Here is a 15,362-nt window from a genome sequence, read left to right as displayed (position 1 = left end):
ATTTATATATTTGGAGGGAATTATGGCTAAGAAACCTGTAATGTTAATGATATTAGATGGATTTGGAATTGCTCCAGAAGGTGATGGAAATGCAGTTGCAGCTGCTAACAAACCAAATTTTGATAAATTAGTTGCAAACTATCCTCACTCACAATTACAAGCAAGTGGAATGTTTGTTGGATTACCAGATGGACAAATGGGTAATTCAGAAGTTGGACACTTAAATATTGGTGCTGGAAGAATTATATATCAAGAATTAACAAGAATAACTAAAGAGATAAACGAAGGTGGATTCTTTAAGAACGAAGCATTAGTAAAGGCTATGGAAAATGCTAAAAAAGATAATAGTGCATTACACTTAATGGGCTTATTATCTAATGGTGGAGTTCACTCTCATATAGATCATTTAAAAGGATTATTAAAATTAGCTAAGGAACAAGAAGTTAAAAATGTATATGTTCACTGCTTTATGGATGGTAGAGACGTTGCTCCTGGTTCAGGAAAAGACTTCGTTGTTGAATTAGAAAACTATATGTCTGAAATTGGCGTAGGTAAGATTGCTTCTATTTCAGGAAGATACTATGCTATGGATAGAGATAACAGATGGGAAAGAGTACAATTAGCTTATGATGCAATGGTACTTGGAAAAGGAGAAACTTCTACATCTGCTGTTGAATGTATGGAAAAATCTTATGCTGATAACAAATCAGATGAGTTTGTATTACCATGCGTTATTGAAGAAAATGGAGCTCCAGTTGGAACAATAAAGAATGGAGATTCAGTAGTATTCTTCAACTTCAGACCTGATAGAGCTAGAGAAATAACTAGAGCTATAAACGATAAAGAGTTTGCAGGATTTGAAAGAGAAACTTTAAACTTAATATTTGTAACAATGACTCAATACGATAAGACTTTAGAAGGTGTTGAAGTTGCTTACAGACCAGAAGCAATAACTAATACTTTAGGTGAATATGTTGCTTCTAAGGGATTAAACCAATTAAGAATAGCAGAAACTGAAAAGTATGCTCACGTTACATTCTTCTTCAACGGTGGTGTTGAAAAAGAAAATGAAGGTGAAGATAGAGCTCTTATTGCATCTCCAAAAGTTGCAACTTATGACTTAAAACCAGAAATGAGCGCACCAGAATTAACTGATGAATTAATAAATAGATTAGATTCAGATAAGTATGACATGATTATATTAAACTACGCTAACCCAGATATGGTTGGACATACAGGAGTAATGGAAGCTGCTAAAGCTGCTGTTGAAGCTGTTGACACATGTTTAGGAAGAGTAGTTGATAAAGTTTTAGAATTAGATGGAACAGTATTTATAACTGCTGACCACGGAAATGCTGAAACAATGATTGACTTAACAACAGGAAATCCATTTACAGCTCACACAACTGATCCAGTTCCATTTGTATGGGTATCTAACCACACTGAAGGTAAGTCTTTAAGTGATGGAAAGCTTGCTGATATAGCACCAACAATGTTAACTGTTATGGGATTAGATGTTCCAGCTGAAATGTCAGGTGAATCTTTAATAAAATAGTATTTTAGGAGAGGGGGAATCCCTCTCTTTTTTTGTTTGATATATTATTTGAGAGTCAAAAGATTTGACAATATTAATATTTATAGATATAATTTCTTTACAAAACAAAACACACTATTATAAGGTGAGTGGAGGATGAAAATTATGGGAATAAAGATAATAACAGATTCAGCATGTGATTTAACAAGAGATTATATAAAAAATAATAATATAGGATTATTGTCATTAATATTAAATTTAGATGGACAAGCAATAAAAGATGATTTAGGTGAAACTTTAAGTTATAAAGATTTTTATAATAAGATGAGAGAAGGAGCAACACCAACAACATCTCAAATAAATGCTCATGAGTTTGAAGAAGAATTTATTAAATATATAAAAAATGGAGATTCAATTATATATATATCATTATCATCAAGTTTAAGTGGAACATTCAATAGTGCTAATATAGCAAAGAATAATTTAATGGATGAATATCCAAATTCAAATATTTACTTAGTTGATTCATTAAGTGTTTCAGTTGGTCAAGGATTACTAGTAGCTAAAGCGTGTGAAATGAGAGATAGTGGAATAGGGGCTGAAGAAATAGTTAATTGGCTAGAAGAAAATAAGAGAAAAGTAATACATTCTATATTAATAGATGATTTGAATCATTTAAAAAGAGGTGGACGTATTTCAGGTGCAACTGCTGCCATTGGAGGTCTTTTAAATATTAAGCCAACTTTATTTTTAGATAATGAAGGTAAATTGATTCAAGGTGAAAAGATTAAGGGGAAAAAGAAGGCCTTAAGATTTTTAGTAAACGAAGTTATAGAAAAAGCAGTAAATGCTGAAAATGAAATATTATATATATGTCATGGTGATTGCTTAGAAGAAGCAGAAACTTTAAGAGATATGATTTTGGAAGAAGTAAAATTTAAAGATGTAATTATTAATTACGTTGGGAATGTTGTAGGGGCTCATGCAGGACCAGGAGTTTTAGCAGCAATCTGTTTGAGTAATAATAGATAGAAATTAAACTGTATAGAAACTATTAGTAGTTTTTATACAGTTTTTTAATGTTTTTAATGAAATTATTAGGATATTATTATTAGCTTTATGATGGTATTATAAACAAAAAATCAGTAATAACGATTAATATTAATGATATTTCAGATATTATTGATTTGCAAATATAATTGTAATAAGTTAGAGTTGAAAATTAAATTTTGCATAATAAATATAATAATTAGGGGAGAATAATATGAGTATAAAATTTATAGAAAAGCATAAAGTATTTAAATTAGATTCAAAAGATACATCTTATATTATAGCAATAGTAGATGAAGAGCAATTTGTTGGACACGTCTATTTTGGAAATAAGATAATTGATGAAAACGTTAATTATTTATTGCGTATAGATGAGCCACCATATGTACCTTCAAAAAATAATAGAGACAGAGTATCATTTTATGATAGTTTTCCAATGGAGTATTCAACACATGGTATAGGTGACTTTAGAGAATCATGCCTGAAAGTAAGAGATAGTAATGGACACACTGCTTGCAAACTGCAATATATATCACATGAAATATTTAAAGGTAAGAAAGAATTAAAAGGATTACCAGCTACTTTTGGAGATGAAAAAGAATGTACAACATTAGAAATAACTTGCTTAGATAAGGATTTAAATTTAGAAGTAGTTTTAATATATACAACATTTGAAAGTGTAGATGTAATAACTAGAAGTGTAAGAGTAAAGAATTGTTCTAATAATTCTGTAACTCTTACTAAAGTGCTATCAAGTTGTGTAGATTTCGATGGAGTGAATTATGATATGATTTCTCTTCATGGGTCATGGGCAAGAGAAAGACATATTTCAAGAAAGAAAATAAGTTATGGCAGACAAGCTGTATCTAGTATTAGAGGAGAATCAAGTCATCAGGATAATCCATTCATAGCTCTTTTAGATAATAATGCAACTGATGAAAGTGGAAATGTTTATGGATTTAACTTTATTTATTCAGGAAATTTCTTTACTCAAATTGAAGGATGTCAATTTGATACAACAAGAGTAGTTATGGGAATAAATCCAGAAGATTTTGCTTGGATTTTAGAAGAAGGACAAGAGTTTACAGCACCAGAAGTTGTAATGGTATATTCAAATGAAGGTATAGGAAAGATGACAAGAACTTTCCATGATTTATATAGAAATAACCTAATTAGAGGGCAATTTAAAGATAAGAAGAGACCAATATTAATAAATAACTGGGAAGCAACTTACTTTGATTTTAATACAGAAAAATTATTATCTATTGCAAAGGAAGCCTCAAAGCTAGGAATAGAAATGCTTGTTATGGATGATGGTTGGTTTGGAAAGAGAAATAGCGATAACTCTTCATTAGGAGATTGGACAGTTAACGAAGAAAAGATTCAAGGTGGATTAAAAAATCTTGTTGATCAAGTTAATAAATTAGGAATGGAATTTGGAATATGGTTTGAACCAGAAATGATTTCACCAAATTCAGATTTATTTAGAGCACATCCAGATTGGTGTATTCATATTGAAGGTCGTGAGCCAGCGTTATGTAGAGAACAATATGTATTAGATTTATCTAGGCAAGAAGTAGTTGATTATATATATGAAAGTGTTAAAAAGGTACTTTCAAGTGCAAATATTACTTATGTAAAATGGGATATGAATAGACAGTTAACAGATTTAGGGAGTATAGCAATATCTCCAGAAAAGCACGGTGAGCTATTTCATAAATATATGTTAGCAGTTTATGAAATGATGAATAGATTAACTACTGATTTCCCACATATACTATTAGAAAATTGTTCAGGTGGTGGAGCAAGATTTGATGCAGGTATGTTATATTACAGCCCACAAATTTGGTGTTCAGATGATACAGATGCTATTGAAAGATTGAAGATTCAAGAAGGAACTTCAATGGTTTATCCACTTTCAGCAATGGGAGCACATGTAAGTGATTGTCCTAATCACACAGTAGGAAGAATTACACCTTTTGAAACAAGAGGACATGTTGCATTAGCAGGAACATTTGGATATGAATTGGATGTAACTAGAATATCAGAAAAGGATAGAGAAATGATACCAGTTCAAGTTGAAATGTATCATAAATATAATGATTTAGTAAGAAGGGGAGATTATTATCGTATAGAAAACTTCTCACAAAATCATGGGTTTGATGCTTGGGAAGTTGTATCTAAAGATAAGAATGAAGTATTAGTAACATGTGTACAAGTACTAGGAAGACCCAATTATCATAGTAGAAGAATTAAACTAAAAGGTTTAGTAGAAGATAAAATGTATAAAGTTGAGGAAAGCGGTGAAGTTATTTCAGGAGGAGCATTAATGTATGCTGGACTTAATGTCTCTTTATATGGAGATTATTCCTCAAAATTAATACATTTAATTGCTGAATAAGATATTATAAAAATTACAAGTAAAGCTATTTAATATATTAGTATTATTGATAATCACGAATTTAAATAATAATACAAATATTTAAATAGCTTTAAATTTTATAAAATATTAACAATTATTATTAATTATTAGCGATAATTCGTTTGTAGATATCTTCAGATTGTAAATAATTACATAAGAAAATAGAATTAAAGTAATATAACCCTAATTATTTAGATGGGAGGTGTAGAACTTTAACAGATAGATAATTATTTATAATTCTTGATAACGTTTTAATATGAGGTTAATGTAACACATAAAATAGGAGGAGAAAGTAATGAAATTTACGATAAATAAGAGATTGGCAGCTTTAGTATTAGCAACTTCAGTAGCTATAAGTCAATTTCAAACAGTGGTTTATGCAACTAATAATTTAAATGTTAATAATTATGAGGTTCAATTTGAAGGTGGAAAAGTAATTTATACCAACGATTTTTCAAATGATAGAACACCTAATGAAGTGGGTGGTGTAATTATAAATGAAAATGTTTCAATTGAAGATGAAATGATGAAGTTTGAAACAAAATTTGATGGCACATGGGAATGGGATAGTAATAAACATGAGTTTAATTTCTTCACAGATTTAGAAGAATCTATACCAGCAGGATCATCAATAGAATTTGATATAGTAATACCTACAGAAAAAGTAGATTTTGAAGGAGAAATTAAATTCAAAGGTGCATTAAAAGATGGACAATGGTCATGGCAAGATGGAACAGATGGTTCATTTACTAAGGATAAATTCGAAGATTTAGGAAATGGATATTCAAAGGTTACGGCATCTGTGATAGTAGGAAGTGAATTAGAAGGGTTAAAAGCTGTAGTTATTCAAGTAATTGGTGGGGGAACAGATTATTCAGGAGCTATGTACTTAGATAATGTTAAAGTAAATTCAAAGGCTAGTACTGGAGATGAAGAAATACCAGAAGTCACTTCATTAAAGTGGAATTTTGATGATGAAGATGCAGGATTAGAAGGATGGGAATTTGGCGGAGTATGGGCGTATCAAGGAAGTCCAGAAGTTAATTATGATAAAACTGTTGGTGATGGATCATTAAAGTTATCATTAGATTTTACTAAAGATACAGAAGTTTCTTGGAGTGAAGTTAAGTTACAAAATAATTTTAAAGAAGCTATTAATATTAATGGATATAATGTATTATCATATGATTTTATATATGACCCTGCAAATATGAGCATGGGATCATTTAAAACTAAGTTATATTCAAATGGTGCAATTGATGTTTACCAAGATATTAAATTAGAAGATTTAGAAGATATTGGTGGTGGGTTGAAGAAAGCTAGAATTACAGTTGAGTTTGCAGGGGTAAATAAAGAGATAGATAGCCTTATATTAGCAGTAATAGGTGTTAACAGCAATTATAAAGGGGATATTTATATTGATAATATAGAATTATCACAAAAGGAAGTAGATAATATTTATGTTGAAATAACAGAAGAAGTTAAGCCTCAAGATTCTATAAATGTAAGTGATTTAGATACACCAAGCGAAGTTAAGTTAGTAGATGAGAAGGTTACAGATGAAACATCATCTTTATATTCATATTTAATGGGGCTTTCAAAAACAGATAAAGTAATATTTGGGCATGAAAATGATACTCATCATAAGGGTGGAAAATATGAAATTCCAGGAGATACTAGTGGAATAAAATCAGATACACTAGATATGACAGGATCAATAGCTGGTTTAGTTGGGATGGATACACTATCATTTACTGGTGATGAATTAGATGGTGGGGTAGATGCAGCAGCACAAGTTGCAATTCAAGCAGCTGAAGAGGGTGGAATAATAACATTATCAGCACATATGCCTAACTTTGAAATTGTTAAAGATAAAGGTTTAGATGATGAAGGAAATTATGATTATTCAGGATATACTCCAGGTGTTACTAAAGGTGATATAGTACAAAGAATAATGCCAGGTGGAGATTTAAATGAAATATTCTTAGGATACTTAGATTTAATTGCTGATTATGGTACACAATTAGAAGCAGAGGGGGTACCGGTATTATTCAGACCTTTCCATGAAAATAATGGAAGTTGGTTCTGGTGGGGAAAAGCATTCTGTGATGAGCAAACTTATAAAAATTTATATGCTTATACAGTTGAATACTTAAGAGATGTTAAGGGGGTTCATAACTTCTTATATGTATATTCACCAGGCGGACCATTTGAAGATGAAGAAGATTATTTATCTCGTTATCCAGGTGATGAATTTGTAGATATATTAGCATTCGATATGTATCATGATAATCCAACTGAAGATGATAGTTGGATGAGTGTATTAGAAGAAACTATTGATTTAGTACAAGGGTTAGCTGAAAAGAAAGGAAAACTTTCAGCAGTATCAGAAATTGGTATGAGAGTTGGAAATGGGGGAACAGCTCAAGTAGGTAATACAAGAAAAGATTGGTATAATGAAGTCTTAGATGTTGTATCAGGTTCAGGAATGCCATATTTTATGGTTTGGGCTAATTTTGATGATAAGGAAAACTTCTATGTACCATATAGAATGACTGAAACTACAGGTCATGAAATGATTAATGAATTTATTGATTTTTATAATGACGAAAGATCAGTATTTGCTAAACAAACAGGTGATTTTTTAAGTTTAGATGTAAATGTTGATGAAGAAGCATATGGATATGGATATATATTAAATCCAATTTCAGGTACAAGAGTTTTAGAGGGAATAACTATATCAGCAGTAGTTAAAAACTTAAAAGGAGATGTTTCTTTTGTAATTAAAGATGGTGATGGTAACGAAATTGAAAAAATAAATGCTAAAGATAACGATGAAGATGGAATTTATACAGCTGATTTAACAGAAATGATATTAGAAAAAATAGGTGAAATTATTGGAACAATAGAGTTAGTTGTTGACAAAGAAGTTGTAAGTTTTAATAAGATAATGTTTAATATAAAAGAACAAGAAAAATTAGTTAATGTAGTAGATGACTTCGAAAGCTATAGTGGAGAAAGTGCATTATTATTAAATGATTGGGCAACTAATGTTGGACCAGGATGTACTTTGAACCCTCAAATTACAAGTGAAGAAGGTAATTTCAATAGCGGAAGTTATGGATTAGAATTCAATTATAAAATTTCTAATGCTAAGACTAGTGAAGGTTGGGCAGGTATGACTACAGCTAAAAATGTTGATTGGTCTGAATATGATGCATTACAATTATGGATTAAACCAGATGGAAATGGACAAAAATTAGTTATTCAAATTACAAGTAATGGTGAAGATTTTGAAGTGTTTTTACCAGAGTTTGCAGCAACTACAGAACCACAGTTATTAACATTAAAGTTTGAAGATTTTGTAGGTAAAAACAAAGGTGAATTTGATTCTGCTAACATTTCAAGTATCGGTATTTGGTGTAATACTATAGCGCCAGAAGATAATGAAGGTGAATGGACAGTAGAATCCACAATGTATTTTGATGATATTAAAGTTATTGATACATCAGCTGTTGTAACACCAGATCCGGAACCAACACCAGATCCAGATCTAACACCGGAACCAACGCCGACGCCGACACCAGATTCAACAGTAGGAACAGATGGAACAACAACTATAAAACCAAGCACAGGTAATGGAAGCAATAAATTACCACAAACAGGTGGGGCAAATAGTGCTATTGCGGTGATATCAGCCTTAGCAGCATTAGTTGGAGGAAGTAGTTTAATAAAGAGAAAGAAAGATAATTAGTTAAATAATGCCATAAAGAACTTCGTGATATATAGAAATAAGCTGAGAAAATTTATTTTCTCAGCTTATTTTAATTAAAAGGAAATTATCTAACGATATAAGGTAAAGTTAAAACCATTGAAGTTCCTTTGCCTAAAACACTAAATATTTCAAGACCATATTTTTCTCCATAATTAAGTTTTAAACGTCTATTAATATTTCTTAGGGCGATTCCTTTGAATTTATTGTTTTTATCATTTATATAGTCATTTAAATCTTTAAGTAATTCAGTATCAATACCAATACCATTATCGGAAATAGTTAAAAGTAATTCATTACCAACTTTTTGACCTTGGATAATTATTTTACCATCACTACTACATTCACTTAGTCCATGATAAATTGAATTTTCAATAAGAGGTTGAATTATCATTTTTATTATTTCACATTCAATTACATCTTCAGTGATTAAATTTTCAATAACAAATAATTGATCAAATCGTATCTTTTGTAAGTAAATATAATTATCTATTATATTAAGTTCTTCCCTAAGTTTAACAGTATTAACTTTTCTGTTCATACTATATCTTATGATGGAACCAAAGTATTCAGCCATTATAGAAGTTTCTTCATCATCATTAAGTTCTGCCATCATATGAATAGATTCTAAGGTATTATAGATAAAGTGTGGATTAATTTGATTTTGAAGTTGTTTCAGTTCTAGATCTTTTTGTTCAATTTTATTTTTATAATTAATATTTATTAAGTCATGTATACGGCTTTTCATTTCATTATAGGATTTAACCAAAATACCAATTTCATCTTCTCTTTCGTATAACAGATTGGATGATAAATTACTTTCAATATTACTTTTAGCCATATTATCTATTAAGTAATTAATTGGGTTAAATATTCTTTTAATAAATAAATTGTATAAAACTAAAAACAATATAGAACAAAATACAATGTTAGTAACAAAAGAGAAGATATATAAGCTGTTAATAGTATATACAGATGCATTAGGTATTGCACTTAATAGCACCCAATTAGTTAAAGGTATTGTGTTAGATGTAGTTACATATGGGTCTATATTAGTAATAGTCTTAATAACTGGTGAATCACTAATAGCGTTAAAATCTTTAAAATACTTATTAAAGTTAATTTCATAATTATTTGATATTATTAAATCACCATTAGGAGTATATAAAGAAAGAATTTGATTATCATATGGTAAATCTTTAGTTAAAGTACTCAATAGCTCATCTATAGGAAGCGTTAATAATAAAATACCTGTAACTTCTTGAGTTTTTAAATTAATTATTTGACGAGCTACACCAATCAATAAATTGTTATTAGATGAAGTATATTGAAAAATATCTTCTGATTTCATGTTTGGCAAAAATGTAATTGCATTAGAGTCATTTAAAGCACTAGAAAACCATTCTTCAGATAAAGCATTTTTTATTATAGAATTAGCTGTATTTCTAGATGAGAAAACACCCTCGCCAGATAAATTATAAATGAAGGCACCAGTTATTGATTTACTTTGAATAAGCATCATTTCACAAAGATAATTTAAATAATTATAATCAGCTATATCATATTTTTCATCCGAAGTTAAAGTAGAATGTAGCTTGTCTATTTCAGGTATTATTAAAGGATACTTTGATACTTCAGAAAGGTTATTAAACTTTTCGTAAATCTGATTACTAAGAGTTGTATTAAAATTTTTAATAAGTTTATCATTTTTACTAAACTCATATTGTGAATAGGAATATAGATTAATCGTTGTCATTACGAAAAATAAAGAATACATAACTAAGAAAGTTAAGATTGTAAGTTTTTTTATTGATAAATTGTTATTTAAAATCATAAAATCCCCTATTATGAAAAAATTTATTTTCATATCATAAAATTTGTGTTAATTTAAATATATAGTAAATTTCAAAAATATTCAATATTAGGAGGTTATATGAGAATAATTGTTGTAGATGATGATAAAATTATTAGAATGGGTTTAATAAAAATATTGAATAAATTATTTGAAAATCATGAAATAGTTGGAGATTTTCAGAATGGACTGCTAGCATTTGAATATTTAAAAGCAAATGATGGACAAGTTGACTTAGTAGTAACTGATATAAAAATGCCAATTATGACGGGAATTGAGTTCGTAGAGAAAGCTAATAAGGAATTAAAACATCCGCCGATATTTATAGTGTTAAGTGGGTATGATGAGTTTACATATGTTAGGGATACTATGAAATACGGAGCATTTAATTATTTATTAAAACCAATCAAAAAGGATGAATTAAAGAAGGTTGTAGAAGAGGTTGAAATAAAAATTCAAGAATTAAAGAAAAAAGATAAAATTATGACTAAATCTATTGAAGTTATAAAGAAGGATTTTTTTAAGCATTTATTATTTTCAAGTTCAGATATTAACATAAAAACAGATAAAACTTTATTAGAGAATATACAATTAGATGAAGGATATTACTATCAAATGATTGTAATTCCAATAAATAAAGAGAATAAGGAATTTAATAATAAAATATTAAATAACTATTTTAAAGAAATTTCTATCAATAATAAAATTGAATATATATATTTTCTTTACAATGATAACGTTTATATAGTTTTCTATTTTAATGTAAATGAAATAAGTAATATTACTGATGTAACAAATAAAATTGATGAAAAATCAAACGTATTTATAGATAATGGAATGAGTGTATTTATATTAGAGTGTACTAATAAGGTTTGGGAAGTAAGAGAGCATTCTAAATTAGTTAGAAAAGTTAAAGAGAAAATGCTATACAATAAAAATGCAAAAAAGTATTATGTTGATGACTTAAATGAATTATCAGATATTTTAGAAGATGATAAAAATGTATATAGTGCAACATCAATTAAATTAGCAATTCAATTTATAACAAAAAACTTCAATAAGAATATAACCTTAAAGGATGTAGCTGATGAAGTGTTTTTAAGTCAAAATTACTTATCAGAGTTATTTAAAAAAGAAACTGGAGAAGGTTTTTATGAATTTCTATCAAACTATAGAATTAAAAGGGCAAAAGAGTTATTAGTTACAACAAATTTAAAGATATATGAAGTAGCTGAAAGTGTTGGGTATAACGATTCAATTACATTTGGAAGAGCTTTTAAAAAGATTACAGGGGTAACACCAAATAGCTTTAGAAATAATAAGATTAGGGCGTAAAGTACAACAAGGTAGGGTATAAATATGAGTAATATGGAGAATATGAGCAATAATAAAAAAATAATAATTTTAATATTAATTGCATCAATGATTCTAATAATGGGAATGAGCGTTTTGTTTATGGGAATGAATCTTAACACTGAAGTTAAAATCAATGGTAATTTAAAAGGCGATATAACTTTCGTAAGTAACAGAACTGATAAGGGTGTAGAAATTGAAGCGTTAATAAAAGAATTTGAGGAAATCCACCCTAATGTTAATGTAAATTTAGAGTTAATAGGTGATGCCCAATCCATATTACAAAGAAAAGCATCAGTTGGTGAATTACCTGATATAACATTAGTTCCATCAACAATTTCAAAAAGTGAATATAGAAATTACTTTTTACCTTTAGATGATTTGGGATTTGATGATTCTAATATTTATAATTATTTTATGGGAACTGGTAATGATTATAACTTGTATTGCTTAAATACATCAATAACATGGCAAGGAGTAATTTATAATAAAGATATATTCAAGGAAGCTAATATAGATTCATTACCAACTACAATTAATGAATTGTTTGAAGCGTGTAGTAAAATAGAGGCTATAGGGGTAACGCCTATTGCTGTTAATTATAGACAATCGTGGACTATGGATTTATGGGCAGATGTTATACCACATTTGTTTGATAATAATCTTTCAAATGATGTTATGAATGAAGATAAGGAGATAATGGATAGCAATGGGGGAATGTATAAGTCTTTAAATTTAGTACGTGAAATTGTTAAAAGAGGATATGCTGAAGAAGATTTGTTTAATTATGATTGGCAACAGTTTAAAAATGATATGAGTGAGGGGAAAATTGCTATGGCAATTTGGAATTCGGATTTTATATATCAGTTAGAAGACATGGGCATGAATATAGATTCATTAGGGATGTTTCCTATACCAGAAACCAGTGTTATAAAAATATATGGTGATTATATGTATGCTGTTTCAAATAATACTGATAATCCAGAGACAGCAAAGGAGTTTTTAAAGTTTATATTTGAAGATAACAGATATGCAAATGCAGTTAACATAATGTCTCCATTGAAGGATGATATGGATACAAAAGAAGTGCTTGAAAAGTTAGGTGAATTGAATATTCCAATAATCACTTACTCAGATTATATTAGTAGACAATCATCAGAGGCAGCTAGATTAGAAGATGAGTTTTTACAAATAAAGAAAGAACTTGGAATTGATGCTGCATTTGTTCAGAGATTTATAATTGATGATGATATAGATAGATTAATTAATGATATTAATTTAAAGTGGGATGAAATGAGCAAACAGAAGGATAAAAGTATAGACAAATAATAAGTTAAAGTATATACTTATTAGAAGGTATTGATGATTTTATTTACTTATGGAGGGTAGAGATGGCAAATTATATGGTATATGATATCGGGGGATCAGCCGTTAAATGGTCAGTAATAACAAATTTAGGAGAAATATTGATTAGTGGTAAAATTGGGATTTCTGAAACGGTAGAAGGTTTTTTTGAAGAATTGGCTTCTTTAGTTGAAACTCATAAAGTGCAATTCTTATTGGAGGGTATAGCAATAAGCGCACCTGGGGCAGTTGATTCAGTAGAAGGAAGTATAAAGAGTAAAATTGCTATACCATATATTTATGGAATTAACTTTAAAGAAATATTACAAGAAAAAACAGGGTTAAAGGTTGAAATAGAGAATGATGCAAATTGTGCAGCTTTAGGTGAATGTTGGTTAGGTGCAGCTAAAGATAATGATGATTCTGCATTTATTGTTTGTGGAACTGGAATTGGTGGTGCAATTGTAAAAGATAAGAGAATACATACAGGTGCACATATGCATGGTGGTGAATTTGGATATTGTATAGTTGATTGTGATGTTAAAAAAAATAAGCTTTTAGTATGGAGTGATGTTGGATCGACTTTTGCACTGGCTAAAGCTATAGCAAAGAGAAAAGGAGTAGATATTAATAGTTTTGATGGTAAAAAGGCTTTTGAATTATATGATTATGGAGACGAAATTGCTATTGAAGAAGTTAATAAATTTTTCACTTATATGGCTATAGGTATAATTAATATACAGTACACATATGATCCAGAAACTGTGATTTTAGGTGGAGCGATTTCTGAAAGAGAAGGTATAATTGATGATATTACTAATAGGGTTAAAGAAATATTAGATACCAATGAGTATGCAACAGTTATACCAGTAATAAGAAAATGTGTCTATGGGAATGATGCTAATAAGTTAGGCGCTTTATATAATTTTCTTCAAAAGCAGGAGTTGCCAATTGAGATCAAATAGGTTATTATTTTAAATAATAATTACAGAGGAAGTGCTAAATGAATAAATATGAGATCATAGCAATTGATATTAAGGAAGATATACTTAAAGGTATATATAAACCAAATGAAAGATTACCTTTTGAAAAAGAGATATGTGAAAAATATAATGTAAGTAAAATGACTGTAAAAAAAGCTTTAGATCTATTAGTTTCTGAGGGGTTAATTGTTAAAAGACGAGGATCTGGTACTTTTATCAAAGATATCACCGAAAAAGAGATACATGGAATAATAGATAAAAAGCAGTTTTCAGGATTAACATATAATAGTATAGGTCATAAGGTTACTAGTAAGGTATTAAAATTCACAGTAATTAATGCCGATGATAAGATTGCTAATATGTTGAAGCTTGAAAGTGATAGCTTTGTATATCTAATAAATAGAGTTAGGTATATTGATGATGAGCCAACAGTTATTGAAAAAACATATATGCCAATAAATATAATTCCAGGTTTGAAAATTGATGATGTTGAAGGGTCTATATATGCATATATTAAAGATAAGCTAGGATTAAAAATACAAAGTGCACATTCAACTATTAGAGCAGATAAAAGTAATGAAAATGATAAAGAGCATTTGAAGCTAAAAAGTGATGAACCGGTTATAGAGGTTGAGAGAATTGCTTATTTAGAGAATGGGAAAGCCTTTGAATATTCTTTTGCAAGACATAGATATGATAAATACGAATTTAAAACCATAACAGTTATATAAGTGAGATTCTAAATCTTGATTTAGTTAATCGAACTTACTCAGCGACTGAAAGGAGTCGAGTTTCCTTAAGGTGTATTCTAAATCTTGATTTAGTTAATGGAACTTGCTTAAAACTCCAAATTTTAACTGACACTCTAAATCTTAGCTTTAGTTAGTGGAAGTTACATACGGTATACTCAGCGGCTGAAGAAACTTAAGTTGCTATTAAAATAGGTAGAATTATAAGTTCTGCCTATTTTTTTATCCTTAAAAGTACTTTTAGAACATAAAAAATAGAGTTATTAGAAGAACTAACAAAAATTAATAGATAATTATGTAATT

Annotated in this window: 9 protein-coding genes; 8 read left to right on the top strand and 1 reads right to left on the bottom strand. The window is 28.9% G+C overall.

What is annotated here, in order from left to right; all coding sequences use genetic code 11:
* Positions 1 to 22: 22 nt before the first annotated feature.
* The 4 genes from gpmI (at position 23) to I4V63_RS04100 (ending at position 8,760) form a co-directional block, all read left to right on the top strand.
* Positions 23 to 1,555, top strand: a complete 1,533-nt coding sequence (gpmI, locus tag I4V63_RS04115) for a 2,3-bisphosphoglycerate-independent phosphoglycerate mutase (RefSeq protein ID WP_196000032.1) — start codon at positions 23 to 25, stop codon at positions 1,553 to 1,555.
* Positions 1,556 to 1,699: 144 nt separating this feature from the next.
* Positions 1,700 to 2,566: a DegV family protein gene (locus I4V63_RS04110; protein ID WP_196000031.1), complete on the top strand. Its 867-nt coding sequence runs from the start codon at positions 1,700 to 1,702 to the stop codon at positions 2,564 to 2,566.
* Positions 2,567 to 2,798: 232 nt separating this feature from the next.
* Positions 2,799 to 4,985 (top strand): alpha-galactosidase, encoded by a 2,187-nt coding sequence (locus tag I4V63_RS04105; RefSeq protein WP_196000030.1) that lies wholly within the window; start codon positions 2,799 to 2,801, stop codon positions 4,983 to 4,985.
* Positions 4,986 to 5,301: 316 nt separating this feature from the next.
* Complete coding sequence (locus I4V63_RS04100) at positions 5,302 to 8,760, top strand: CIA30 family protein (RefSeq protein WP_196000029.1); 3,459 nt, start codon at positions 5,302 to 5,304, stop codon at positions 8,758 to 8,760.
* 85 nt (positions 8,761 to 8,845) lie between these two features.
* On the opposite strand, the gene I4V63_RS04095 is transcribed toward I4V63_RS04100, so the two are convergent.
* On the bottom strand, positions 8,846 to 10,612 hold the full coding sequence (locus tag I4V63_RS04095; protein WP_196000028.1) for a histidine kinase: 1,767 nt from the start codon (positions 10,610 to 10,612) through the stop codon (positions 8,846 to 8,848).
* 99 nt (positions 10,613 to 10,711) lie between these two features.
* Here I4V63_RS04095 and I4V63_RS04090 point away from each other — a divergent pair, with 99 nt between their 5' ends.
* The 4 genes from I4V63_RS04090 (at position 10,712) to I4V63_RS04075 (ending at position 15,041) form a co-directional block, all read left to right on the top strand.
* Positions 10,712 to 11,965, top strand: a complete 1,254-nt coding sequence (locus tag I4V63_RS04090; protein WP_196000027.1) for a helix-turn-helix domain-containing protein — start codon at positions 10,712 to 10,714, stop codon at positions 11,963 to 11,965.
* Positions 11,966 to 11,989: 24 nt separating this feature from the next.
* On the top strand, positions 11,990 to 13,312 hold the full coding sequence (locus I4V63_RS04085; protein ID WP_196000026.1) for an extracellular solute-binding protein: 1,323 nt from the start codon (positions 11,990 to 11,992) through the stop codon (positions 13,310 to 13,312).
* Positions 13,313 to 13,374: 62 nt separating this feature from the next.
* A complete protein-coding gene (locus tag I4V63_RS04080) occupies positions 13,375 to 14,292 on the top strand; it encodes an ROK family protein (protein WP_196000025.1) in 918 nt (305 codons plus the stop codon).
* A gap of 38 nt (positions 14,293 to 14,330) precedes the next feature.
* Complete coding sequence (locus tag I4V63_RS04075) at positions 14,331 to 15,041, top strand: GntR family transcriptional regulator (protein ID WP_196000024.1); 711 nt, start codon at positions 14,331 to 14,333, stop codon at positions 15,039 to 15,041.
* The last annotated feature ends 321 nt before the right edge of the window (positions 15,042 to 15,362 follow it).

Source organism: Clostridium sp. 1001271B_151109_B4 (genome assembly GCF_015670405.1).
In the GTDB taxonomy this organism is placed as follows: domain Bacteria; phylum Bacillota; class Clostridia; order Clostridiales; family Clostridiaceae; genus Clostridium.
This window is presented reverse-complemented; position numbering and strand designations above follow the sequence as displayed.